24 protein-coding genes are annotated in these 25,331 nt (G+C 40.9%); 18 read left to right on the top strand and 6 right to left on the bottom strand.

Annotated features, from left to right (window positions below; translation table 11 throughout):
* Positions 1-75 precede the first annotated feature (75 nt).
* The 3 genes from BUB71_RS05580 to rpsT form a co-directional block, all read right to left on the bottom strand.
* The gene (locus BUB71_RS05580; RefSeq protein ID WP_073153572.1) at positions 76-1,275 is read right to left on the bottom strand and encodes an ATP-grasp domain-containing protein; all 1,200 of its coding nucleotides are present in this window, start codon (positions 1,273-1,275) and stop codon (positions 76-78) included.
* 236 nt (positions 1,276-1,511) lie between these two features.
* Positions 1,512-2,714 (bottom strand): ATP-grasp domain-containing protein, encoded by a 1,203-nt coding sequence (locus BUB71_RS05575; RefSeq protein ID WP_073154092.1) that lies wholly within the window; start codon positions 2,712-2,714, stop codon positions 1,512-1,514.
* A 181-nt stretch (positions 2,715-2,895) separates the two neighbouring features.
* Entirely contained in the window at positions 2,896-3,168 is a 273-nt protein-coding gene (gene rpsT, locus BUB71_RS05570) for a 30S ribosomal protein S20 (protein WP_073153569.1), read from the bottom strand.
* 234 nt (positions 3,169-3,402) lie between these two features.
* Here rpsT and gpr point away from each other — a divergent pair, with 234 nt between their 5' ends.
* The 14 genes from gpr to deoC all read left to right on the top strand — a co-directional run bounded on the left by gpr (position 3,403) and on the right by deoC (position 19,244).
* Entirely contained in the window at positions 3,403-4,488 is a 1,086-nt protein-coding gene (gene gpr / locus BUB71_RS05565; RefSeq protein ID WP_073153566.1) for a GPR endopeptidase, read from the top strand.
* A 104-nt stretch (positions 4,489-4,592) separates the two neighbouring features.
* Complete coding sequence (spoIIP, locus tag BUB71_RS05560) at positions 4,593-5,723, top strand: stage II sporulation protein P (RefSeq protein WP_073153563.1); 1,131 nt, start codon at positions 4,593-4,595, stop codon at positions 5,721-5,723.
* Between the two features lie 16 nt (positions 5,724-5,739).
* Positions 5,740-6,087 (top strand): DUF3679 domain-containing protein, encoded by a 348-nt coding sequence (locus tag BUB71_RS05555; protein WP_073153560.1) that lies wholly within the window; start codon positions 5,740-5,742, stop codon positions 6,085-6,087.
* 98 nt (positions 6,088-6,185) lie between these two features.
* Entirely contained in the window at positions 6,186-7,976 is a 1,791-nt protein-coding gene (gene lepA, locus BUB71_RS05550; protein WP_073154091.1) for a translation elongation factor 4, read from the top strand.
* A gap of 16 nt (positions 7,977-7,992) precedes the next feature.
* A complete protein-coding gene (gene hemW, locus BUB71_RS05545; protein WP_139278991.1) occupies positions 7,993-9,129 on the top strand; it encodes a radical SAM family heme chaperone HemW in 1,137 nt (378 codons plus the stop codon).
* A 131-nt stretch (positions 9,130-9,260) separates the two neighbouring features.
* On the top strand, positions 9,261-10,271 hold the full coding sequence (gene hrcA, locus BUB71_RS05540; RefSeq protein WP_073153554.1) for a heat-inducible transcriptional repressor HrcA: 1,011 nt from the start codon (positions 9,261-9,263) through the stop codon (positions 10,269-10,271).
* 32 nt (positions 10,272-10,303) lie between these two features.
* The gene (locus BUB71_RS05535) at positions 10,304-11,809 is read left to right on the top strand and encodes a TCP-1/cpn60 chaperonin family protein (RefSeq protein WP_175552290.1); all 1,506 of its coding nucleotides are present in this window, start codon (positions 10,304-10,306) and stop codon (positions 11,807-11,809) included.
* A gap of 109 nt (positions 11,810-11,918) precedes the next feature.
* Positions 11,919-12,533: a nucleotide exchange factor GrpE gene (gene grpE, locus BUB71_RS05530; RefSeq protein ID WP_073153550.1), complete on the top strand. Its 615-nt coding sequence runs from the start codon at positions 11,919-11,921 to the stop codon at positions 12,531-12,533.
* Positions 12,534-12,567: 34 nt separating this feature from the next.
* Complete coding sequence (gene dnaK / locus BUB71_RS05525) at positions 12,568-14,409, top strand: molecular chaperone DnaK (protein WP_073153547.1); 1,842 nt, start codon at positions 12,568-12,570, stop codon at positions 14,407-14,409.
* A gap of 91 nt (positions 14,410-14,500) precedes the next feature.
* Positions 14,501-15,613, top strand: coding sequence for a molecular chaperone DnaJ (gene dnaJ / locus BUB71_RS05520; protein ID WP_073153544.1), 1,113 nt, complete (start codon positions 14,501-14,503; stop codon positions 15,611-15,613).
* 396 nt (positions 15,614-16,009) lie between these two features.
* Complete coding sequence (locus BUB71_RS05510) at positions 16,010-16,756, top strand: 16S rRNA (uracil(1498)-N(3))-methyltransferase (RefSeq protein WP_073153538.1); 747 nt, start codon at positions 16,010-16,012, stop codon at positions 16,754-16,756.
* Positions 16,749-18,077 carry a tRNA (N(6)-L-threonylcarbamoyladenosine(37)-C(2))-methylthiotransferase MtaB gene (mtaB, locus tag BUB71_RS05505; RefSeq protein WP_073153534.1) on the top strand — a complete coding sequence of 443 codons (1,329 nt, stop codon included), beginning with the start codon at positions 16,749-16,751 and terminating at the stop codon, positions 18,075-18,077. Before BUB71_RS05510 ends, mtaB begins: the two co-directional genes overlap by 8 nt.
* Before the next feature lie 73 nt (positions 18,078-18,150).
* Positions 18,151-18,597 (top strand): NUDIX hydrolase, encoded by a 447-nt coding sequence (locus tag BUB71_RS05500; protein WP_073153531.1) that lies wholly within the window; start codon positions 18,151-18,153, stop codon positions 18,595-18,597.
* A gap of 5 nt (positions 18,598-18,602) precedes the next feature.
* Positions 18,603-19,244, top strand: a complete 642-nt coding sequence (deoC, locus tag BUB71_RS05495; RefSeq protein WP_073154088.1) for a deoxyribose-phosphate aldolase — start codon at positions 18,603-18,605, stop codon at positions 19,242-19,244.
* On the opposite strand, the gene BUB71_RS05490 is transcribed toward deoC, so the two are convergent.
* The 3 genes from BUB71_RS05490 to BUB71_RS20180 are packed head-to-tail and all read right to left on the bottom strand — an operon-like array spanning position 19,219 to position 20,728.
* Positions 19,219-20,175, bottom strand: coding sequence for a Na/Pi symporter (locus BUB71_RS05490; RefSeq protein ID WP_084731142.1), 957 nt, complete (start codon positions 20,173-20,175; stop codon positions 19,219-19,221). The genes deoC and BUB71_RS05490 overlap by 26 nt on opposite strands.
* A gap of 58 nt (positions 20,176-20,233) precedes the next feature.
* Positions 20,234-20,545: a hypothetical protein gene (locus tag BUB71_RS05485; protein ID WP_073153527.1), complete on the bottom strand. Its 312-nt coding sequence runs from the start codon at positions 20,543-20,545 to the stop codon at positions 20,234-20,236.
* A 57-nt stretch (positions 20,546-20,602) separates the two neighbouring features.
* A complete protein-coding gene (locus tag BUB71_RS20180) occupies positions 20,603-20,728 on the bottom strand; it encodes a hypothetical protein (RefSeq protein ID WP_281248177.1) in 126 nt (41 codons plus the stop codon).
* Between the two features lie 569 nt (positions 20,729-21,297).
* Here BUB71_RS20180 and leuS point away from each other — a divergent pair.
* From leuS to BUB71_RS05465, 4 genes are all read left to right on the top strand, one after another.
* A complete protein-coding gene (gene leuS / locus BUB71_RS05480) occupies positions 21,298-23,763 on the top strand; it encodes a leucine--tRNA ligase (protein WP_073153523.1) in 2,466 nt (821 codons plus the stop codon).
* Positions 23,764-23,911: 148 nt separating this feature from the next.
* Complete coding sequence (locus tag BUB71_RS05475) at positions 23,912-24,256, top strand: histidine triad nucleotide-binding protein (protein WP_073153520.1); 345 nt, start codon at positions 23,912-23,914, stop codon at positions 24,254-24,256.
* A 378-nt stretch (positions 24,257-24,634) separates the two neighbouring features.
* A complete protein-coding gene (rpsU, locus tag BUB71_RS05470) occupies positions 24,635-24,811 on the top strand; it encodes a 30S ribosomal protein S21 (protein ID WP_073153517.1) in 177 nt (58 codons plus the stop codon).
* 15 nt (positions 24,812-24,826) lie between these two features.
* Positions 24,827-25,270, top strand: coding sequence for a GatB/YqeY domain-containing protein (locus BUB71_RS05465; protein WP_073153514.1), 444 nt, complete (start codon positions 24,827-24,829; stop codon positions 25,268-25,270).
* Positions 25,271-25,331 lie beyond the last annotated feature (61 nt).

Here is a 25,331-nt window from a genome sequence, read left to right as displayed (position 1 = left end):
CATGAACGGAAAAAGAAGCTAGCCTTATGTATAAGACCAGCTTGGCCAAGTAAAGTATTTGACTTCGCCCATTATTTATTCCCAGCGAGCACCATTCTCAAACCACTTTGAGATGGCCATTAATTTATCTACAACCTCATTTTCCGTTTTGCCATCGACGACGAAAGCGGCGATGGCGTCGGTACAGTTATAGGGTCCATCATAATGTTTTCCTTTTTTTCCAATGATCTCTTCAAGTACTACTGGTACGGGAGATGGACTGTCTGGTGGTGAAAGAAAGGTTCCTTCTTTACTCATCATTAAAATGCGTCCATAAATGGTATCGATTTCTTTTTCTGGAGGAAGCTGAATCGGTAAATTGCATTTTGCACGATTTGCTGCTTCATACACATTAAAACCAAATGTATATTCAACGGTCTCCTTGATACGCCCGCCACCTGCTCTACTCGCGATTTCACAAAAGATGATTTGGTCATCCTCAGTATGAAACCATTCAGCATGGATCGAGGTGTGAAGGGGTGTCTCAAGTGCCTCGACAACTTTTCTTGTTTCTTCAGTCAGTCGCTTAGCTAATGTTTGATTAGGCGGTAAGACATAGCCACCTGTGTATGAGGTGTTGCTGTATTCAATAGGGAACTGTAAATATTTTGAAGCACACAGAAAGATGATTTCCCCATTGTAAACAAAACCATCAACATGATAAAGGTCGCCTTTGATAAAACTTTCTGCCATTATATGGTGTGGAATTCCATCTGACAGGAAGGAGTTTAACTCTGTTTCATTGTGAATGACCAAAGTCTCCATAGAACCAGCACCATCAATCGGCTTGATCACAATCGGATATCCATGTTCTTTCACAAAAAGTATTAGATCAAGAGGTGACTTGATCTCTTGAAATGTAGGAACTTTGATCCCATGTCTTTGTACTCGTTCTTTCATCAAGACTTTGTTTCGATAGACTTGAGAACTAGAAACAGTTTGTCCACCTTTTAGATTGAGAAGTTCACGAAGTTCTGCTGCGCGGTAAATATCAAATTCATAGTCTGCGAGAATGGTGTGATATTGATATTGATCATATAGTTCTAAAGCTCTTTTTTCGATACTGCCACTATGATCGTAGTTCTCAAACGATTCAACATAGGCAAAATCACCTACTTCAAAACCCTCTTTGTGTTTTTCCGCTGTGAGAACAATTAATTCTTCTCCTAACTCTTTAAGATGTTTTTCATAAGGATTTCGGTAATGAGGGATCGAGTTAAGAATCAAGATGCTCATCAAAGGCCCCCTTCAATAAGTTAACAGCATAGCGAATGGTTTGGTATTAAGCAAAATAATTGTATCATAATACGAAATTATTTTGCTATATAAAAATAAATTTTTATATAAAATTATGAAAAAAGGAGTAAATTTGTTTGTATTCGGGTATTATATTTATTTTATTTCCAGTTTCAAGTGTTTTTTTGTGGTCGAAAAAAATGATGCAATTATATTTCCTGTATTTAAATTATAAATTAACTTGCCCATTGCGAGTGGTCATTAAACCAATGCGCAATATAGATTAATTTCTCAAATACTTCTTGCTCTGTAGCTCCGTCTACTACAAATGATGCGATATATGAACCAATCCCATTCGGGTGATGATATTCTTTACCAGGTTCTGCTAATAATTGGAAATCACGAACCCAAGGTAAAAGAATTGGAGTAGGTGCAGATATAAATTTACCCGGTTTTGGAGGAATCTTAACCCATCCCGCAAGTTTATGAGGTGTATTTAAAATTTGATCAAATGGCATGTTGATTTGACATTGTGGTTGCAAAAATGCTTGAACCATTTGAATGTGATAAGCAGCTTCAATCATTTCGATAATTTTTCCTCCACCTGTTCGACTAGCAATCTCGCAAAGAATAATCTGATCATCTGGTGTATAAAACCATTCAGCATGAAATGTGGTATTTGTAGGAGTAGGGAAAGAAGCAAGTAGATGGGCAGTTTGTGTTAATAACCGTTGATAAAGCGGATTTTGCTGATCAAGTAGGTAGCTACCTAGGTAACCCATTCGTGAATATTGTAAGGGTTGGTGTAAATATTTTGAAGCACAGCAAAAAACGAGTTTACCATCTGCGACGACTCCATCAACATGATATAAGTCTCCATTTACAAAAGACTCAACCATATAATTTGCTGGTAATCCTTGCATAAGTAACGTTTCGAGTTCTCGATCGTTGAAAATGGCATAAGTGTCTTTGCTGCCAACACCGATTGCAGGTTTCATCACAACTGGATACCCATAGGTTCGTATAAACTGAAGTAGTTCTGCGGGGCGAGTGATGCGGGAAAATGGAGGGACTAAGATGCGGTGTTGTTTGGCAAGTTGTTTCATCACCACCTTATCCCGAAAAGCAGTGGCACTCTGTAATGATTGCCCAGGTAGTCCAAGATAATTTCTTAGCTCTGCGGCACGAAGAATATCAACTTCTGCAATCGCAAGAATTGAACGGAAAGGGATCTGTTGATAGATTTCAATGGCTCGAGCATAGATTTGACCATTGTTGTCATAGTTTTGGAAAGATTCGATATAGGAATAGTCATCTGCGCTGTATTCGTGTTCAAATTCGTCATTGGTAAGTAAAAGTAGCGGTTCAGATAATTGTTTGAGGTATTTTGCGTAAGGGGTCATGCTGATCGGGGTTCGGTTTAGAATGAGGATACTCATCAAATAGCCCCCAATAATCAAAGCTGTCTAACTCCTGAGATAAAATGAGAGTTCGATGAGCATTAGCATAATTTTGACAGATATAGACATCTATCAAAGTCATGATTCGCGGAGTCTGCAAGAATTATTATACCATAAACAATAAAAGCGACCCAACATTGGATGGCGGGTCGTTGTTATATTAGTTAGCGGATTGGAGCGCATTTAATTTTTTTGTTAAGCGAGATTTTTTACGTGCTGCAGCGTTCTTATGAATCAATCCTTTGGTAACTGCTTTATCTAAGTTGCGGTTGGCTACTTGCAAGAGTTCTGCTGCTTGATCTTGATTTTGATCCAAAGCGTGGAGAAACTTTTTCACTGGTGTACGAACAAGAGCGGATTTTTGAGCAGCACGATGGACACGGCGTTTTTCATTTGCACGTGCTCGTTTGAGCGCTGAATCGGAGTTGGCCATGATGTCACCTCCTTATACATGATGGGTCACGTTTGTGAATACAACACGCAACATTCTATCATCACTAACGGAAAAAGGCAAGAAATTCATGAATATGCGGAGGTTTGGAGAGGATAGTATGAAGAACGATCTCTTTTAGATTTTGTTCCCTAGAGAGAAATTGTTTAGTAACACGAAGTGCCCGTAACCGTTGATTTTATGATCTCTAGTCTGATTAAGGGAGTGTTAGAAACGATGCATAACATAGATTTAAGTCATATTTCTTACCGTACTGACCTAGCTCGAGAAGCTCATGATCTTGCTTTGAAAAATCGGCAAGATGGGCGGATTCCGGGTGTTCGCCAAGAAGAAACAGAAGACGAAGGAATGCAGACAAGTTGGATTTGGATTGAATCCGATCAAGCAGCACAAGAGATTGGTAAAGCACCAGGTGTTTACTTTACATTAGAAGTTCCTAGTCTACGCTCACAAGATTCTACTTTGTTACAACGGGTGACAAAGCATTTTGCTGAGCAATTCGCCAGATTTCTATATGAAGTAAAGGTGGCAAAGAATGCCTCTGCTCTTTTAGTGGGCTTGGGTAACTGGAATGTAACGGCTGATGCCCTAGGCCCATTAGTGATTAAACATGCTTTGGTAACACGCCATCTTTTTGAATTGGCTCCAGATTCCGTTTCAAAAGGATATCGATCTGTTAGTGCTGTTTCACCTGGTGTACTTGGTATTACTGGGATTGAAACGAGCGAAATTGTGCAAGGTGTTGTAAAAGAATCAAAGCCTGATTTTGTAATAGTCTTTGATTCCTTGGCCTCCCGGTCTCTGTCGCGTGTCAATACGACCATTCAAGTGGCAGATACGGGAATTCACCCTGGCTCTGGTGTTGGCAATAAACGAAAGTCTCTTACAAAGGAAACTCTAGGAGTACCTGTTATTGCAATTGGGATTCCAACGGTCGTAGATGCAGCCACGATTGCATTAGATACAATTGATTTTGTCATGGCGCATATTAGCCGCGAAATGGAAGGTAAAAAAAATCATCCACTTGATCCGCTCAATCGCCCTACGGTTCGTCAACTGTCAGAGCAACAAGTGAATGAGCAGACACAGAGTCAAATGTTAGGGATGGTAGGTAGTTTAAATAGTGCTGAGAAGCGTCAATTAATAGAGGAAGTTTTACATCCACTTGGGCAAAATCTGGTCGTAACCCCTAAAGAGGTGGACTCATTTATTAGCCATATGGCGAAACTAGTAGCAAATGGCGTTAATTGTGCTTTACATGAAGCAGTCACTATCGAGAATGTAGCGTCTCATATCCATTGATCAACTGTTCAAAGAGGTAATCGGATTGGGTCTGATATTCACAGTTCTATATGATTCTAGTAACTCATATCTATGATCAAAAGAGATACTAGAGGAGGAACGAAATGAACCGGTCACCTTTTGCCACTATCTCATTTGCACGACCCAAAGTAAGACGTATTTTCGTCCTTCTCTTTGTGGGGACAGCAATTCTGTTTTCAATGATAGGTGGCTTTGCTATGTTGCAAGCAGAATCAAATGTGCGCCAAACAGAGGGAAGTCCTTTAACCAATCGGGTTACTCCAAAAACATTATTAATGGTCTTAGGAGAGAGTATTCCGTATCTGGATGAACAGGTAAACCAATCAAAAGATCGAATTCTTTCTCGTCTCTTTTTTGAATTAGTAACAAGTATTAATCCAAAAGATCCTCGAACACTATTAGGTAGAGAGTTACCCATGTTTGCTTTATATGATGCAAATATTATCGCAGCAAGCCCTGGGGTTGACTATACATCGATTCCTGTGGAATCACCCCCACCTCCTGATTTAGAAAAGGCGATTATTTCTAGCACAGATGACTTGGAACGTGATGAATCAGAACAAATAAAAGAGTTAGGACAGCCTCTTGTACTTGTCTATCATACACATTATTGGGAATCTTATCTGTCTGAAGTTGGAACAAAACAGCCCAGTCGTGCAGTAAGCATTGATAAAAAGAGAAATATTAACCAGGTTGGCAAGCGTTTAGCAAAGCGCCTTCAGGCATTACATGTGGGAGCAATCGCTTCTCAATCTCAACCAAAGACAAATTCACGCTTTGCCTATCGCGTCTCTCGTAAGAAAATACGTCAGGTTATGCAACAACATCCGCAACTTACATATTTAATTGATGTTCATCGTGACTCACGTCCGCGAAATAAAACAACGATTCAGATTGGAGGGCTCTCGTATGCAAGACTCTCTTTCGTAGTCGGTAAATCAAGTTCTTATTATCCGCAAAATCGAAGTTTAGCAAAGCAATTACATCAGAAAATTAATCAACTTTATCCTGGACTTTCCTCGTCAGTGATCGAAAAGCCACGTACGCGTGGAATCAATGGGGAATATAATCAATCTCTCTCTCCCAATAGTTTATTGGTAGAGGTGGGGGGAGTTGGAAATACTTTTAACGAAGCGTATCGTTCTGTAGATGTTTTGGCAAAAGTGTTAAGTAAGGAAGTACTTGAAACGATTCCCGTTATGAAAGCGCGATAGAGAAAGGTGAAGGAATATGCGTATGCTATGGATTGGAGTTAGTATGGTTGCGATGTTGTGTGTAGGTGTCTTTGTAGGAATCGATTCTGCTGAAAAAAATATTCATAAATTGCAAGGGGCAGAAGGAGCCCCTCGAGCGATACAGATTACCCCTCAGAATGGAAAAGTGGAGATTGCTTTATTAGGTAATGTGGTGACAACGCAAAATCCTGCTAAGGCAATAAGTCCCAAACAGGTAATCGAGGCGAAGAAACAGGTGCAGGGCAAGACAAATCAACTCGCTCAATTAGGAAATCAAGTTGGCAGTGGAATTCGTCAGTCAGCTAGAAAGCTATTAAGTGTGATCTTTGGTTGGATCGATTAGAGAATCTACTTCCAACCAAGTTCCCCTCTTGTTATAATGGTTCAATGCATCCTACGTGTTCGGAGGGAATTTGATTGGAGAAAAAAATAAGTCCGGCAATGATCCGTAATTTTTCGATCATTGCTCATATTGATCATGGTAAGTCAACACTTGCAGATCGAATTTTAGAGTTTACCGGAGCGATCACTGAGCGAGAAAAACAAGAACAATTTTTAGATAATATGGATTTGGAACGAGAACGTGGAATTACAATAAAATTGCAATCAGTTCGCTTGCGTTATCAAGCAAAGGATGGACAAGTTTATCTTTTAAATCTGATTGATACACCTGGTCATGTTGATTTTTCATATGAAGTATCAAGAAGTCTACAAGCATGTGAAGGGGCTTTGCTTGTTGTGGATGCGGCGCAAGGTGTGGAGGCGCAAACATTAGCTAATTTTTATTTAGCATGGGAAAATGAACTAGAAATTTTACCAGTCATTAATAAAATTGATTTACCTAATGCTGAGCCTGAGCGTGTACGGAAGGAAATAGAAGATATCATCGGTTGGGATGCAAGTGAAGCGGTGCTTGCTTCAGCTAAAGCTGGTATTGGTATGGAAGATATATTGGAACAGATTGTAAAGCATATTCCGCCCCCATCAGGAAAGGTGGAAGACCCTTTGCGTGCCTTAATCTTTGACTCTCTCTACGATCCATATAAAGGTGTCATTATTTATATGCGTGTTGTAGATGGAACACTTCGTAAAGGGATGAAGATCGAGTTAATGGCAACAGGAAAAGTGTATGAAGTAACCGAGATTGGTGTCTTAACCCCGCATCCGGTTGCCGTATCGGAATTATCTGTGGGAGAAGTAGGTTTTGTCGTTGCCAATATTAAAAACGTAAAAGATTCTAGAGTAGGAGATACGATTACAGATGCTGATCGACCTGCACAAGAGCCTCTCCCTGGCTATCGACCGATTACACCAATGGTTTTCTGCGGAATCTATCCTGTCGATTCTTCACAGTATGAAGATTTACGAGAGGCACTGGAGAAGTTAGAGCTAAACGATGCATCTTTAAGCTATGAACCGGAAACTTCAACAGCACTGGGATTTGGATTTCGCTGTGGATTTTTAGGTTTACTTCATATGGAGATCATCCAAGAACGAATCGAAAGAGAGTTCCAGATTCCGTTGATTACAACGGCTCCTAGCGTTATCTATCATGTCTATCAGACAGATGGAAGCAAGATCGAAATCGAGAATCCAACATTAATGCCAGCACAGCAAAAAATCGAACGTGTAGAAGAACCTTATATTAAAGCAACAATGATGGCACCAAACGAGTATGTAGGGAGCATCATGGAGATATGCCAGAATAAGCGGGGACAATATGTCGATATGGAATACATGGAAGGAAATCGTGTCAATCTGATCTATCGGCTCCCCTTAGCTGAAATTGTTTATGATTTTTTTGATCAATTAAAATCTAGCACTAAAGGTTATGCTTCATTTGACTATGAGTTAATCGGATATCAACCATCTGATCTAGTCAAGATGGATATTTTATTGAATGGTGAAGTAGTAGATGCTTTTTCTTTCATTGTTCATCGTGATCGCGCCTATCATCGTGGGAAAAAGTTAGCAGCAAAATTACGTAAACTGATTCCCCGACAAATGTTTGAGGTTCCGATTCAAGCAGTGATCGGGAATAAAGTGGTCGCACGAGAGACGATTCGCGCAATGCGTAAAAATGTGCTCGCCAAGTGTTATGGTGGGGATATTACCCGAAAAAGAAAACTGTTAGAGAAGCAAAAAGAAGGTAAAAAACGGATGAAATCTGTAGGTAGTGTTGAAGTTCCTCAAGAGGCGTTTATGGCGATATTACAAATGGATGATGAGTAGAGGAGAAATGATTGAAATGCAGCCAAATGCGGTCTACATCCATATCCCATTTTGCTCTCACAAATGTTATTATTGCGATTTTACCGCCTATGTTGTGGATGGACAACCTGTTGAGCAATATCTCACCGCTTTGGAACAAGAGATGAAGATGTGGGTGGAAGAAGTTCCCCCAACAGCGATTCAATCTGTCTTTATCGGTGGTGGTACACCTACCATTTTATCTATTGAGCAAATGAAACGATTATTGGCAATGGTTGATCGTTATTTTCCAATTCATGCTAGCTGTGAATGGACAGTTGAGGCGAATCCAGAGACAACCTCCGAAGAGTTACTGCATGTCATGAAAGAGGAGGGAGTCAATCGACTTAGCTTTGGTGCGCAAACTTTCCACCTTGATTTACTTCAACAAATTGGACGCATTCACGGGGTTCAGGAAATCATAGATAGTATTGCGATTGCCCGAAAAGTTGGCTTTTCAAATCTCTCACTCGATCTGATGTTTGGACTACCAAATCAGCGAGTGATTGATTTAGAAGAAACCATTCAACAAGCTGCTTCGCTAAATCCAGATCATTTTTCTTGCTATAGTCTAAAAGTAGAGGAAGGAACCCGTTTTCATTATTTAGAACAACAAGGAAAACTGCCACTTCCAAATGAAGAAGCTGAATTGGAAATGTACCAACTTGCGAGAAAACTACTCCCACAGCATGGATATCAACAATATGAGATTAGCAACTTTGCAAGAGAGGGTATGGAGAGTATTCATAATTCGACTTATTGGCGAAATCAGACATTCTATGGGTTAGGCGCTGGTGCGCATGGATATATCAATCATCAGCGTTATGCGAATCAAAAGGTTATCCGTGAATACATCAAAGTGATTGAGCAACGGAAGCGACCGATCGTAAGTCGATGGGATGTTGATAAACGGGAAATGATGGAGAACTTTATGATCATGGGTCTGCGGTTGATGGAAGGTGTCAGTCGAGCCGATTTTCAGATGCGATATCATCTGGAAATGGATCAAGTTTTTGGGGAGGAATTAGAACGATTGAAAAAGCAAGGACTACTCATGAATGAAGAAGATCGAGTTCGATTGACAGAGCAAGGGATTTTATTTGGAAATGAGGTTTTTGCTGCTTTTCTTTCTTAAATAACAAGAAGAGTTATGACTCCATTTCCTTTGTTTTAAATACAATTTGACATCATCCCTTAACCTTTGGTAAGTTAAAAGGAGAATTTTTAGCACTCATATACAGGGAGTGCTAACAAGGGGGGAGGCAGATGCTGACTGAGCGACAAAAACGGATTCTCTGGGCAGTGATCGATGATTACATTGCTTCGGCTGAACCTGTTGGCTCGCGAACTGTTTCCAAGAAGAAGGAAGTAGGCGTTAGCGCAGCCACGATCCGAAATGAAATGGCAGACCTTGAAGAGATGGGTTATCTAGAACAGCCATATACATCAGCTGGTCGGATTCCATCGCAAAAAGGTTATCGTTTTTATGTGGATCATATTGTGACCCCATATTTTTGGCAACAAGGGCAAAGCGAAGAACTAGGTCTCCAAGATTGGGGTTCATTAGATAGTCTGGAACAGATTATTCGTCAGACTGCAACGCTTCTTTCTAAACAGACCAATTATATGACCATTACATTGGGGCCTACTTCGTTTGAAGAACGTTTACGGTATTTGCAAGTGGTGCCTCTTTCGAGCCGTCATGCAATTTCGATTATCATAACTGAGACGGGTCGTGTTTATCAACAACAGGTTGAAATACCACAGCATCTGACAGAATTACAAATTCAGCAAATTGTTCAGATAGTGAATGAGCGTTTGCAAGGGCAACTCCTTTCTCCTTTTTTGGCTCAAGGTGTGAGTCAACAACTTGAGTTAGGCTTTGATCTTGATGAATGGTTAACTCGTTTGTTCCATATGGAAAATAGTGAACAAGTGTATACGAGCGGAACTACTCGAATTTTAGATCAACCTGAGTTTCAGGATATTAATAAGATGAGAGCATTGCTTGACCTATTAGAAGAGACGCAAACAATTATGCAGCTCATTCAACCGACTTCTGACGGTATTCAAGTGCGGATTGGAAAGGAAAATGTGGTTGCGTCTGTTAGTGATTGTAGCATCATCTCCGCTTCGATCATGATTCATGGCGAGCAAGTTGGCACAATTGGCGTACTTGGTCCTACGCGCATGAATTATCGAAAAGTGATTGGTTTGATCGATTACTTATCGCGGGATGTTTCCGATAAATTGCATCGATGGTTACGAGGGTTATAATATCGTCCAATGATTTAGAAAGGAAGTTTTTGGTGAAGTTCTTGGTAGGGTACTCAGAAGATTCATCGTCTGATCAGCGAGTCAAAGCTGGCTTGACGCTGTTACAAGAAAATGTGCAAGCCGTGAAAAAAGTTGTCTCAGTTATTGAAACAACACTAGGTCCCAAGGGATTGGATGTAATGTTAGTAGACTCCGAAGGGAACCCTACTGTTACCAATGCTGGGGCGACTATTTTATCACGGATGGAAGTCGATCATCCTGTAAGCCGAATGCTGATTAAAGTTGCAGAATCTCAACAGAAACGAATTGGTGATGGTACAACAACAGCCACACTGCTTGCTGCTTCCATTGTAGAGGAAGGAGCAAAGCAGATTTTGCGTGGCATTCCAGTTGTCAAAGTGATTGCGGGAATTCAACAAGGAATTGCCTTAGCTGTGAAGAAAATGAAAGAAAATGCTTATGCTGTGCAAGGACTTGAAGATGATTGGTTGCATCGAATCGCTTACACAGCAAGTCGAGGTTATGAGGATATTACCTTATCTGTTATGGATGCAGTACAAATGATAGGGGAACAACAATTAGAGCAACGTGATTATCGATTATCAGACTGTATTGTGACACATCCCAATGCGGAAGGGATTGTCTTTTCTGGTATACTGGTAAAACGTACTCGACTTCATCCTCAAATGCCTGTTTTAAAAGAGAAAACGAAAGTATTCGTTATCTCAGATTCTGTCACGCCAAGTAAGACAGATGGAGAATGGAAAAAGGACTTTTTGCAAGACCTAGAAAAACTGGATCAACTGAAAGTTGGAGCTGTATTCGTAGCTGGAGAAGTACACCCTCTGGCTGAAGAGTTCTTCATTGAAAAGGGTATTTTTGCTGTTGATCAAGTAACGAAAGCAGACCTAGGACGTTTAGCTGAACATACAAATGCAAAATTGACTCGATTTGCAGTGCTCAGCAAAGATACACATGAAATGATGGAACGCCTTGGTGAATGTGAAGAGGTCGAAGATGATAATTTATTAAACTGGGTTCGTGTCACAGGTGGGGCTGGAAGGCAGACTGCCACTATCTTGATTGGAGCATCGACAGAAGAAGTTATAGAAGAGCGCGAACGAATATGTCGGGATGTTGCTTCGGCAGTTCAAGCTGCGGTAAAGGGTGGTTTTGTACCAGGTGGAGGCGCAATTGAATTGGCGATTGCTCGTGATCTAGAGTTATATGCTGATAAATTACCAGGGTTAGAGCGGTATGGCGTTTCCGCTGTAGTCGAGGCATTATATCGACCTATTTCTCAAGTGGTTACAAATGCGGGTTATAACTCACTGGAAAAGTTAGAACTAGTGAAACGGGCTCAACAGGCGAAGCAGATTCGCTCTCTTGGCTTTGATTGTGATCGAGGACATGTAGCTGATATGTTAGAGGCTGGTGTGGTCGATCCATTGTTGACCAAGCTTAATGCACTTGCCACTGCTCTTGAAGTGAGTACCGCAATCTTACGTATTCATACGATTATCCCAACAAAAAATTAAGAAAATAATAGTTTGTTTTTTGTTACAATCAGTGGTAAAGTAGCTTCGTTTGATCCGCCTCGATCGTGTTAGATCAGAATAGAACTTGCTAATACAGGAGGGAATAAACATGTCTTCTGAGCATCAAGAATCGATTCGCAGGGATGCTGCCCCGCATTCCCAAAGACAAATAGATGAGCAATCTGAAGTGGAGAACATACATAATTATAGTCAGTCTGAGCCTGAGATGGTGAAAGTTGAAGAAGTGGAAGAATCTTCAGAAGTCGAGAAATGGCAAGCAATTGCTGAAGAACAACGTCAAAAGGCAGAAGAGAATCACAATCTCTATCTGCGCGCTCGTGCCGATATTGAAAATCTACGTCGCCGGGCAAGAAAAGATGTAGAAGAGAGCTTAAAGTATGGCGTAGTTCCATTGATCGAGTCGATGCTGCCAGTGCTGGATAATTTTGAACGAGCATTAGAAGCTGCAGATCAGAGTGAAGGCGCTGATGTGCTTAAACAAGGGATTGAGATGGTCTATCGACAGTTCTTACAAGTGCTTTCCGATTCTGGATTAACGATTATAGAGGCTGAGGGAAAACCATTTGATCCACATTTGCATAATGCTGTACAAGAGGTAGACGATGATCGTTTCGAATCTGGGATCGTAGTAGAGGAACTGCAATCAGGATACCGCTATCATGATCGAGTGATTCGACCCAGTATGGTAAAAGTTAGCAGCTAAAGTTCTATATTCTATGTAGGAGGTTTTACGATCTATGAGTAAAGTAATTGGTATTGACTTAGGAACAACCAACTCTTGTGTTTCCTTTATGGATGGCTCAGAGGCCGTCATTATCCCCAATGTTGAGGGAGGTCGTACCACACCATCTGTGGTTGGTTTTTCTAAAACAGGTGAACGTCTAGTAGGAGATGCTGCAAAGCGACAAGCAATTACAAATCCTGATAACACTGTCAGCTCCATTAAGCGTTATATGGGAACAAATCAAAAAGAAAAAATTGGAGATAAAGAATATACACCTCAAGAAATCTCTGCCATGATTCTCCAAAAATTAAAAGCTGATGCCGAGGCTTATTTGGGTGAAACTGTTTCACAGGCAGTCATTACTGTTCCAGCGTATTTCAATGATAGCCAACGTCAAGCGACAAAAGATGCTGGTAAAATTGCAGGTCTTGAAGTAGCACGGATTATTAACGAGCCGGCTGCTGCAGCACTTGCTTATGGTCTTGATAAAGATGAAGATCAAACGATACTCGTCTTTGACTTGGGTGGAGGTACTTTTGATGTATCCATTCTGGAAATCGGTGGTGGCGTGGTCGAAGTACTAGCAACCAGTGGTGATAATAAACTGGGTGGAGACGATTTTGACCAAGTGATTATCGATTATTTGATTGAAGAATTTAAGAAAGAAAATGGGATTGATCTCAGCAGTGAGAACACAGCGATTCAACGGTTGAAAGAGGCTGCCGAAAAAGCGAAGAAAGATTTATCAGGTGTGTTGACAACCACGATCTCGTTACCGTTCTTAGTTGGGACCCATCATTTGGAGGTCACTTTGACCCGTGCAACGTTTGAAAAGTTGAGTGCAAATTTAATTGAACGTACGATGAAACCAACCCGTCGTGCACTGGATGATGCCAAATTAGCTTCTAAGGATATTGATAAAGTGATTTTGGTTGGTGGTTCTACACGAATTCCAGCCGTCCAGGAAGCGATTAAAAATCTAATTAGAAAAGAGCCAAGCAAAGGCGTTAACCCAGATGAAGTTGTCGCAATGGGGGCTGCTGTCCAAGGTGGAGTATTGTCTGGCGATGTCACCGATATTGTCCTTTTAGATGTTACTCCCTTGTCACTTGGAATTGAGACAAAAGGTGGCGTTGTTTCTCGTTTGATTCCTCGTAATACCACAATTCCAACCGAAAAGTCTGAAGTTTATTCTACCGCATTTGATAATCAGACTGCTGTTGAGATTCATGTGGTACAAGGTGAACGTGAAATGGCTGCCGATAATAAGACACTGGGTCGTTTTCAATTAACTGATATCCCACCAGCTCCTAGAGGAATCCCGCAAATTGAGGTCACATTCAATATTGATGCAAACGGAATTGTTAACGTCTCTGCAACAAATAAAGCAACTGGTAAAAGCCAAAATATCACCATCCAATCCAGTAGCGGTTTAAATGATGATGAGATCGAACGCATGGTTCGTGAAGCTGAAACACATGCTGATGAAGATAAGAAGAAACGAGAAGAAGTAGAGCTTCGTAATAAAGCTGATCAAATGATCTTCCTGGCCGAGAAGACAATTAAGGATTTGGGTGACAAAGCGGATGAGAAGGATATTAAGGAAGCTGAGTCGGCTAAAGAAGCGTTATCGAAGGCGTTGGAAGAAGATGATTTGGAAGAAATTAAGAAAGCAACGGATGATTTAGATCAAAAAGTACAACAACTATCGATCAAGTTGTACGAAGAAATGGCTAAGCAACAACAAGCAGAAGAAGCGAAAAAAGATGATTCATCGGACAGCGGCGATCAAAGTTCAGATGATAAATCAGACATCACCGATGCAGAGTATGAAGAAATAAAGGAAGATAAATAACGAGTTATGAATGTGTGGAGAGTCAATGTCAAATTGAACTTGACTTTGACTTTCCTTTTTTCGCTAAATGGGATATAGAGGAGGTGATCCGGTGAGCAAGCGAGATTATTATGAAGTATTGGGTGTTAAACGAAATGCTTCAGAAGAAGAGATTCGTAAAGCATACCGTCGACTTGCAAGAAAGTATCATCCAGATGTTAATAAAGAGCCTGATGCCGAAAGTAAGTTTAAAGAAGTAAAAGAGGCTTATGAGATATTGGGTGATAAACAGAAAAAAGCTCAGTATGATCAATTTGGTCATGCCGCTGCAGGAGCCGGAGATTTTGGCGGTGGTTTTAATTCTCAAGACTTTGGTTTTGGTGATATCTTTGATATGTTCTTCGGAGGTGGACGCCGGAGTAACCCGAATGCACCACGTCAAGGTGCTGATTTAGAATATCGCCTCTATATTGAACTAAAGGATGCTGTTTTTGGTAAAAAAGTAGATATTGTGATTCCTCGCTTGGAAACCTGCGATGTCTGTCATGGATCAGGAGCAAAACCAGGTACACATCCTGATACTTGTTCCACATGTAAAGGGACAGGGCAGGAGGAGGTAGTTCAGAATCGTCCGATTAGCATTGTCTATACACGTGTATGTCGTGACTGTAATGGTACAGGGAAAATCGTACGAGAGAAATGTAACGCATGTACAGGCAAAGGACGAGTGAATAAAAAACGGATTGTTTCTGTTAAAGTCCCTGCCGGTATTTATGATGGAGCCCAAATTCCTGTTCCAGGAGAAGGTGAGCCAGGGATTAACGGTGGACCACCTGGTAATTTATATGTGAAAGTTCAAGTGAAGAAGAATGAAATTTTCAATCGCGATGGTGATGACTTAGTATGTGAAATACCAATTAGCTATGCGCAAGCTGCGCTAGGCGATGAGGTAGTCGTTCCTACATTAAATGGACGGATCAAGATGAAAGTTCCTGCAGGGACACAAACAGGTCGTGAGTTTCGAATTCATGGAAAAGGTGTACCACGTTTAGGTGGATATGGGGAAGGTGATCTTCGCGTAAAAGTAAAGGTTGTAACCCCTACTAACTTAACAGAAGAACAAAAACAATTGCTGCGTGAATTTAACCGTCTAACTGGTGAATATGTTCACGAGCAAAACAGTACTTTTTTCGATAAAATGAAACGAGCATTTCGTGGTGACTAAATAGAGGAATACTAGACCCTATTAACGGCCTATCAGACTGATGAAAAACGCAAAAAGAGCAAGTGGAGAGGTGATCGGCAAAGCTCCATTTCGGACGCAACATAGCGGAATGGCAGCGGAAGTGGCATTTTCTCTTTGGACAAACTGTTCGAGTTTCCGCAGGCGGATGCCGGAGGAGACGAATTTTGCCCGGTCGCGAAGGTTGATAGAACGCGACAGTCCCACATCCTGGCAAGCCCAGATCGGTGCGTCGCCGCAAACCACGATCACGAGCCGATCAAGAGACTTTGTCTACAAACTGCTAGGCCCTATCAGGGCCTATTTTTGTTTGGTGGTTTTTCATATCAAAACGTGGTAAACTGAATGTTGTTTTTTTAATCATTAGGTGGGGGAAATATGCAACGTTACTTTGTGCAACCAACCCAAATAGTAAATTCACACATTGTGATCGTTGGAGATGATGTGCATCATATCAAAAATGTGATGCGTTTCCAGCCTGGCGATCAGATTATTTGTTGTGATGAACAAGGTGCTGACTATCTTGCGATGATCGAGACGATTCAGCCCTCACAAATCAGGTTGAACATTTTAAATCAATCTCCGTCTATGGGTGAACCACATACAGAAGTTGTCTTATGGCAATCGATCCCAAAAGGAGATCGTTGGGATTGGATCTTACAAAAATCGACAGAGCTAGGAGTCAAGCGGATTGTCCCTGTTATATCCGAGCGTACAATCGTTAAGATAGATAATCGAAAACTGGAAAAAAAGCAAAGCCGTTGGCAACGAATTGTAAAAGAAGCGGCAGAGCAGTCACACCGTGGTATGATTCCACTTGTTGAGTCCGTCTATCATTTCAATGACCTTTTATCTGCTTTGTCAAATCAACCCGCGTGGATTGCCTATGAGCAAGGAGGGAACTCCTTTTACCAGTCGTTAAAGGCTTATCCCAAAGGAGAGATTCATCTCATCATAGGTCCAGAAGGTGGTTTTACAAGGCAAGAGATCGAGCGAGCAAAGCAAGCGGGAATTAAGCCTGTGACGTTGGGAAAGCGGATTTTGCGGACAGAGACTGCCGCCATAGCCGCAATAAGTTGCGCTTTTTTTATGCGACATGATTTAGGAGGTGAATGGAATGGATAAAGTCGCTTTTCATACTTTAGGCTGTAAAGTAAATAGCTATGAGACAGAAGCGATTTGGCAACTCTTTCAGCAACAAAATTACCAAAAGGTTGATTTTGATCAAGAAGCCGATGTTTATGTGATCAATACTTGTACTGTAACCAATACTGGTGATAAAAAAAGTAGACAAGTGATCAGACGAGCGATTCGTCGAAATCCAGATGCAGTTATTGTTGTTACAGGGTGTTATGCACAAACTTCTTCCAAGGAAATTATGGATATCCCAGGTGTTGACATTGTTGTGGGTACACAGGGGAGAGATAAAATCCTTGATTATGTATCACAATATCGTCATGAGCGTCAACCAATCAATGCAGTTGGTAATATTATGAAACAACGCACATATGAAGAATTAGAAGTTCCTACATTTTCTGAACGTACACGTGCGTTTTTAAAAATACAAGAAGGATGTAATAACTTCTGCACATTTTGTATTATTCCATGGGCAAAAGGATTATCACGTAGTCGGAAACCAGAACATGTGATAGCAGAAGCGAAAAAATTAGTTCATAATGGATTTCAAGAGATTGTTTTAACTGGTATTCATACAGGCGGATACGGTGAAGACCTAGATAACTATCGATTGTCAGATTTACTGATGGAGCTTGATTCGATTGAGGGATTAAATCGAATTCGAATCAGCTCTATTGAAGCAAGTCAAATCGATGATAACTTAATAGAAGTGTTTAGGCGTTCACAGAAGATGTGTCGTCACCTCCATATCCCATTACAAGCTGGAGATGACTACATTCTTAAAAGAATGCGCAGAAAATATACTGTAGCCGAATATCGTGAAAAAATACTTCAATTGCAAGAAGTATTACCAGATTGCGCGATTACCACAGACGTAATTGTAGGCTTCCCTGGCGAGACCGATGAGCAATTTATGAATACCTATCGATTGATTGAAGAGTTGGAAATGTATCAACTGCACGTATTCCCCTATTCCAAACGGACAGGAACTCCGGCGGCTCGAATGACAAATCAAGTCGATGATGAAATCAAGCATCAACGGGTTGAAAAGTTGATTCAATTGTCCAAGCAACTACAAATGAAGTACGCAGAGAGATTTGTCGGGCAAGTGCTTGAAGTGATCCCAGAACGACTCTACGAGCATGATCGTCAGAACAATCTATATATCGGGTATGCTGATAACTACTTACCAATCGTCTTTCCTGCGTCAGCTGATGTGGTGGGTCGAGTTTGTCGAGTCAAAGTTGATCAGGCAGATAGCGAAGCATCTCAGGGCACCTTCTTACGTATACTAGAGACAGCATCGTAATCGAGAAGGCTATCAGAAGCGATAGCCTTTTTGTTATATATCCCTTGGTTCGTTGAAAGGAGATTTTACAGCAATGAAAGAAATATCAGCAGGCGGGGTAGTAGTAAGAAGAGATCAATCTGGGAATCTAGAGATATTACTAATTGAAGATCGATACCGCAAATGGACATTGCCAAAAGGAAAACAAGAACCAGGTGAGACAATTGAAATGACAGCAATAAGGGAAGTTCTTGAAGAAACGGGAATCCAAGCGAAGATTATCAAGAAACTCGATACAATCCATTATCAATATCGCCATAATGATTATGGTCATATTGACAAAGAGGTCGTCTATTATTTGATGGAAACGGCCGGTGGACAGGAAGTACCACAAATAGAAGAGATTAATCAAGTTGCTTGGCTTTCAGCACAAGAGGCTTGGAAACGATTGCTAAAACGGGGTTATGCTAACAATCACCGCATTATACGACATGCTTTTCAAGAGCTAGAGATTTCCATGGAAGAGGAGGACTTTACTTGAGCGATATGCTTGCAAAATATATCGATCATACATTGCTTCAGCCAGATGCTACGCGACAACAGATTGAAAACCTATGTCAGGAAGCAATCAAGTATCAATTTTATGCGATATGTATACAACCTTATTGGATTCCAATTGTTCGTAATCAGTATGGTGATCAGTTGAACATTTGTACGGTGGTTGGTTTTCCACATGGTTCCAGTATCAAGGAAAGCAAAGCGTTTGAAACCCAGTTAGCAGTTCAATTAGGTGCTGATGAAATTGATATGGTCATCCATCTCCCAGCTCTTTTCCAGGGAGAATGGAAGTATGTCGAAAGCGATATTGCAGAGGTCGTAAAAGCCGCACAAGGACATTTAGTAAAGGTGATTTTAGAAACTGCTTTGTTATCAACACAGCAAATAATAACAGCTTGTCAGGTTGCTAAGCTGGCAGGGGCGCATTTTGTCAAAACCTCAACGGGTTATGCCAGTAGTGGCGCAACGACAGATGTTGTTCAAATCATGCATCAAACAGTCGGTGGAGATTTAGGAATCAAGGCTTCTGGTGGTATTCATGACCGTGAAACTGCCTTATCGATGATAGATGCTGGCGCAACTCGAATTGGCACAAGCAATGGTCTTAATATTGTTTCTTCCAAGGGATAATCTCTGTTTGATTGGGTAGTAACCAAGTGATCGCATTTGCAAATAATGTAGAGAATGGAAGTACAACAATTGAACAGATGATATTAAATAAGGTTTGAATATGGGCAATTTGTTGTATAGGTTCGGAAGCAAGCCAGTAGGCAGCCTCATCGATCAATGGAATCAAAGGCATGAAGCATAGAACGCCAACGACATTTAGGACAAGATGAGCCATCGCGACTTGCCTTGCTGATTGCTTCATGCTGATTGCTGCAATCCAAGCAGTTACGCATGTGCCAATATTACTTCCAAAAACAATGGCAATCGCAATCGGAAGACTGATCGTATGGGCTGCTAGGAGGCTCATGGTTAAGGCGATTGTTGCACTTCCGCTCTGCACGAGCGCTGTAAAAAGGGTTCCAATCAGTAAACCGGTCAATAGCGGGTATTGATTTCCCTCAATTAATTGATCAATGATGCCCAATTTTTCAAGAGGACCAGATAGCCATTGGAGGGTCTCCATACCAAGGAAAATGCATCCAAAACCAGCAATAACAGAGCCTAGATGTGCCCATTGTTTAAGTGGTAAGAGGCGTATTAAAACGCCAAGTAAGATCATAGGTGCAGTGAAATCTTCAATCTTTAGTGCCATAATCTGTGTTGTGATGGTTGTACCAATGTTTGTTCCAAGGATAATTCCAATCGATTGGGAAAAAGTTAAAATTCCTACATCAACAAAACTGATTGTGATTACTGTAACTGCACTACTACTTTGCAGAAGAGCAGTTGTTAAAATGCCAGTAATAAATCCTTTTGTTGGTGTATTTGTAAAGCGAAGTAACCAATCTTGAAGATGATTACCTGCCACTTTTTCAAGACCAATTCGCATCATGTGTAATCCAAAAAGAAAGAGAGTAAGTCCGATTGAAAATGGTAGGATGATTTCTTTCATAATGAATGTCCCCTCCTTCCACAAGTCTATGTAAGGATCGGGACAAGGATGACAACCTTTACGTTCTTTTTCTTTTTCGTTTGGGTGTTGGAACTAATGGTGGGGTGTCCATTTCTCCATATTCCGGAAAAAAGGGCTCTTCTCCCCATTCTTGAACTTGTGGAGGTCGCTTACGAAATGCTGCTTCTTGATGTGGATCAAGCTGTGGTTCTCCAAATACTGCCCAAGGTTCGTGTTCCTCCTCAAAATAAGGCTCATTTTGATATGACTGACTAAACTGTTGCTCCCTCCTGAGCTCCTCACGAATCATTTTTCGTATTTTTCGACGCATTGCCGCATCTTGGAGAAAAAAATCTCTTTCTCTTGCCATTTGCCTCACTCCTTTATGTTATATGGTTAAGATATGTTGGGGTAATATATAATATAATTAACATCTAGCATTAATATCTTCTATCAAAGCAAAAACAGCCAGTACTCCACTAATGATTCCAAAGATAACACTGATCAGTGCTATTTTATCCGCGCGTTTCCAACTGCTCGTATTCTCATCCATTTCCCCTCCTCCTTTTTGCAGAAGGCTGCCTATGGTTAGAATATCCTATGCAAAAGATCAAAAGACGGGAATAGTGAATGGTAAGATATTTCTGAATACTAGTAAAACATGTTTATAAGGTTTGTCTTTATTGACCACCCTTGTCCATTCCGCTTATAATATCGTCTAAGGTCTTTTGAAACGATGTTTACGAACAATACCCCTTTTTTCTTGAAAAGAGGGTTGATAATATCTATTGCAATCAGTTGCCGGATTCTAAGTGCAACAGTATAATGGGGCTATTGAGTACGGAGTTTAGACCGATACAAAAAGATATTTGGCACGAAGCGTGCCTTCGTGGATGGATATGGGTTACCACACCAGATGAAGCGAGATGCTCAACTCTTCAGTGGTGGGTCGTTTAGTTAATTCGATTGCAGAATCCTAATGAAGTGAGTGGCAGCGCTTCCATATTTACGTCACAAGTTAGGGTGGTACCACGGGAAATCATGAACCTCTCGTCCCTATGCAATGGATTTCTATTGTGGGGGCGGGAGGTTTATTGGATTAACAGAAATGGAGGATCAATCATGAAAGAATATAACCCAAACGATATTGAACCAAAATGGCAATCGATTTGGGCGGACAAGCAATTGTATAAAAGCTCAAGTAATCCAAATAAACCAAAATACTATGTTTTAGAACAATTCCCTTATCCATCAGGAGAAGGGCTACATATGGGGCATGCAAGAGTTTATACCATTGGTGATGTGGTGTCTCGTTTTTGGCGAATGAATGGTCGTTCCGTGTTATATCCGATGGGTGCAGATGCGTTTGGTTTACCCGCAGAAAATGCTGCGATTCAACGAGGAGTAAATCCAAGAGATTGGACTTTGAAAAACATGGAACGCATTAAGGAAGAACAGTCATTAATGGGCATGTCATATGATTGGGATCGATATATTGGTACCTGTTTGCCTGAGTACTATCATTTTAATCAATGGATCTTCTTACTTTTTTATGAACGTGGTCTTGCATATCGCAAAAAAGCATCAGTAAATTGGTGTCCAAATTGCAATACAGTATTAGCAAATGAGCAAGTAATAGATGGTCTTTGTTGGCGTTGTGATACAGAAGTAACGAAAAAAGAGCTTGAACAATGGTTTTTGCGAATCACTGATTATGCTGAACGTCTGCTTGAAGGGCTTGATCAGCTACCAAAGTGGCCAGAGCGCGTAAAAGCAATGCAGCGAAATTGGATTGGGAAAAGCACAGGTGCTGATGTTACTTTTGCGCTGCCAGAGATCAATGAAGAGATTACAGTATTCACCACACGTCCAGATACGTTGTACGGGGTAACTTACCTTGTATTAGCACCTGAACATCCATTGGTAATCAAGTTAATCAAGGGTCAGAAACAGGAGCAGACTATCCTCGATTTCGTCGAACAGATGAAAAAAGCAACAGAGGTTGAACGAACCGCTGAAAACGTAGATAAAATAGGCTATCCTACAGGGTTGTATGCCATACATCCGCTAACAAAAGAAAAAGTACCTATTTGGGTAGGTAATTATGTTTTGATGGATTATGGTACAGGTGCTGTAATGGGTGTACCTGCACATGATGAGCGGGATTTTCAGTTCGCAAAGAAGTATCAGCTTCCTATTAAACAGGTGATTCAACAACCAGAGCCTACTGAAGGTCAACTGACAGCAGCTTATACGGGTGAAGGTCCATTGATTCATTCTGCTGCGTTTGATGGCATCTCAAATCGAAAAGCCATTCAAGCGATTGCCAAACATCTAGAAGAAGTGGGTAAAGGTGGAGAAACAACTCAATATCGCCTACGTGATTGGCTAATCTCTCGCCAACGGTATTGGGGTACCCCGATCCCGATTATTTACTGTGATCATTGTGGGGTTGTTCCTGTTCCAAAAGAAGATTTGCCTGTCTATTTGCCTGAAGATGTTGTCTTTGATGGAAAGCAGAATCCGTTGACAACTTCAGAATCTTTCGTGCATACGACATGTCCGCAATGTGGGAATCAAGATGCAAGAAGAGAAACCGATACAATGGATACATTTATAGATTCTTCATGGTATTATCTTCGATATATTGATCCACATAATCATGAAAAACCATTTGATTCGGATTTAGTAAATCAGTGGCTTCCTATAGATGAATATGTTGGCGGAATTGAGCATGCAATCCTTCATTTGCTCTATTCGCGTTTCTTTACAAAAGTACTTTATGATGCAGGATTGGTCAATTTTGAAGAACCATTTACCAGTCTGCTCTCACAAGGTATGGTCTTAAAAAATGGTGCTAAAATGTCAAAATCCAAAGGAAATGTTGTGAGTATCATTGAGGCATCAAACACGTATGGCGCTGATGCAGCTCGGCTCTTTATGCTCTTTACCGCACCTCCCGAACGTGATGTAGAATGGGGAGATAGTAGTAATGTTGAAGGGAGTGCTCGCTTTCTAAAGCGCGTTTGGCGGCTTATACATGATCATCATGGACTCTTTGAAGGAGAAGAGCTTGATCATGCACCATTAGATGATGTTGCTAAAGAGCTACGTCAACGTCTTCATCAGACCATTAAGAAGGTAACAGCGGAAATCGGAGAGCGGAATCACTTTAATACAGCAGTCAGCGCCATAATGGAGCTGGTTAATGAGATTGCGAATTATCCTGCTGAATCGCATCGAGGGGTCTTAAAGGACGCCTTAGAAACATTAATCATTCTCTTAGCGCCTTTTGTACCACATATTACTGAGGAGCTATGGCAACTTACAGGTCATCCAAAGAGTATTCACCTGCAACCATGGCCCGCATATAATGAACAATTCCTAAAAAATGATACCATCGAATTAGTGATCCAAGTAAATGGAAAAGTGCGTGGGAAAATTACTGTGCCCATCGATCTATCCAAAGAAGAGATAGAAAGTCAAGCCCTTGCCCATGAGCGGATTCAGGAGTTAATCAAAGATAAAGAGATAGTCAAGGTAATTGTTGTTCCAGCACGGTTGATTAATATTGTTGTGAAAGCCTAGCTAAGAAGCTGGGCTTTTTCCTCTTTGTAGTGCAAACTCATGTTAAAATGAACGGGTTGGGTCAGTTATTAGCTAAAGTAGCTCTAGTAGCTATACTGATCACATGGTATATTTGTTCAAAGTACATATTAAAGTAGGTGAATGGTAAGTGGAAGAATGTCTTTTCTGTCAAATCGTCGAGCAAAAAATTCCCTCAGAAAAAGTTTACGAAGATGAAGAATTTTATGCCTTCCGTGATATTCATCCGGCAGCACCTGTTCATATTCTGCTAATCCCCAAAAAACATGTTGCATCCTTGATGGAATTATCGCCTGAAGATGAAGCATTAGCAGGCAGACTATTGTTGACAGCGCAAAAAATTGCTCGTCAATTTGGGCTCGATGAAAATGGGTTTCGAGTGGTCAATAATATTGGCGTAGAAGGTGGTCAAACAGTTTTCCACATTCACTTCCATCTTTTGGGCGGGAGAACGCTTACTTGGCCTCCAGGTTAAGTTTTTGACAGTTTGCCTGATATTTGCGTATAATTATATATTAGCGGGTGTATATCGGATTTGATCTAACTCGTTGGAACGAACCTCCATGATCAAGGAGTTGCGTAAAAGTTCCACTTGCGTTGCGTATCGTTCCGCTATAACGTTATTTAAGTGGTCGCAAAAATTTCCCAATAAGGGAGATCAACAATGAATCAAAACCATTGATGTTGAAGGGTTTTGTAATGGTTCCAGCTTGGAGCAACAATTTTTCTTCCGTCCATTTTGTTTGGATGGAGTTAGCAGGTGTTTTGTGCTGACCGTCCTCTGAGGATTCGGCCGCTTGCTAAAACATGTTTGGTCCCATTATGTGGCTGACCCGTGGAGGGAGGGAAAAGCATGATCACAACAAAAGTTCGCAAAAATGAATCACTTGACTCTGCTTTGCGTCGATTTAAAAAAGAGACTGGTGGAGTAGTGAAAGAATACCGTAAGCGCGAGCGTTATCAGAAACCAAGTGAAAAGCGTAAGCTTAAAGCTGCCGCTGCCCGTAAGAAAAAGCGCAGAAGACCTTAAAATGAGGTGTAAGTTGTGAGTCTGGTAGCTACATTGGAACAAGATATGAAAACAGCGATGCGAAATAAAGAAAAAGATAAATTAGCAGTCATTCGAATGGTTCGCGCCGCCATAAAAAAGGTAGAAATTGATTTAAAACGTCCGCTTAACGATGAAGAGGTGCTCGATGTCATCACACGAGAAGTGAAACAAAGAAAAGATTCAATCGCTGGTTTTGAAAAGGCAGGTCGTTCAGAATTAGCAGCAAAGGAGCAAGGTGAATTAGAGATATTGCAAGTTTATCTACCTGCTCAATTGAGTGATGAAGAATTACGCCAAATCGTTGTTGAAACGGTCGAGCAACTAGGTGCAACATCAAAAGCAGAGATGGGTAAAGTAATGGGAACTGTTCTTCCTAAGGTAAAAGGACGTGCAGATGGAAAAAAAGTAAGTCAAATCGTAAATCAGACATTATCCTAGTAAATAGCCGCTGAGGCAATCAGCGGCTTTTATACTGTCTGGAAATAATAGAATAATTGGT

The sequence above is a fragment of the Seinonella peptonophila genome (genome assembly GCF_900129355.1).
Lineage (GTDB): Bacteria > Bacillota > Bacilli > Thermoactinomycetales > Thermoactinomycetaceae > Seinonella > Seinonella peptonophila.
Note: the sequence above shows the minus strand (reverse complement) of the source record. Positions and strands in the feature narration are given on the sequence as shown.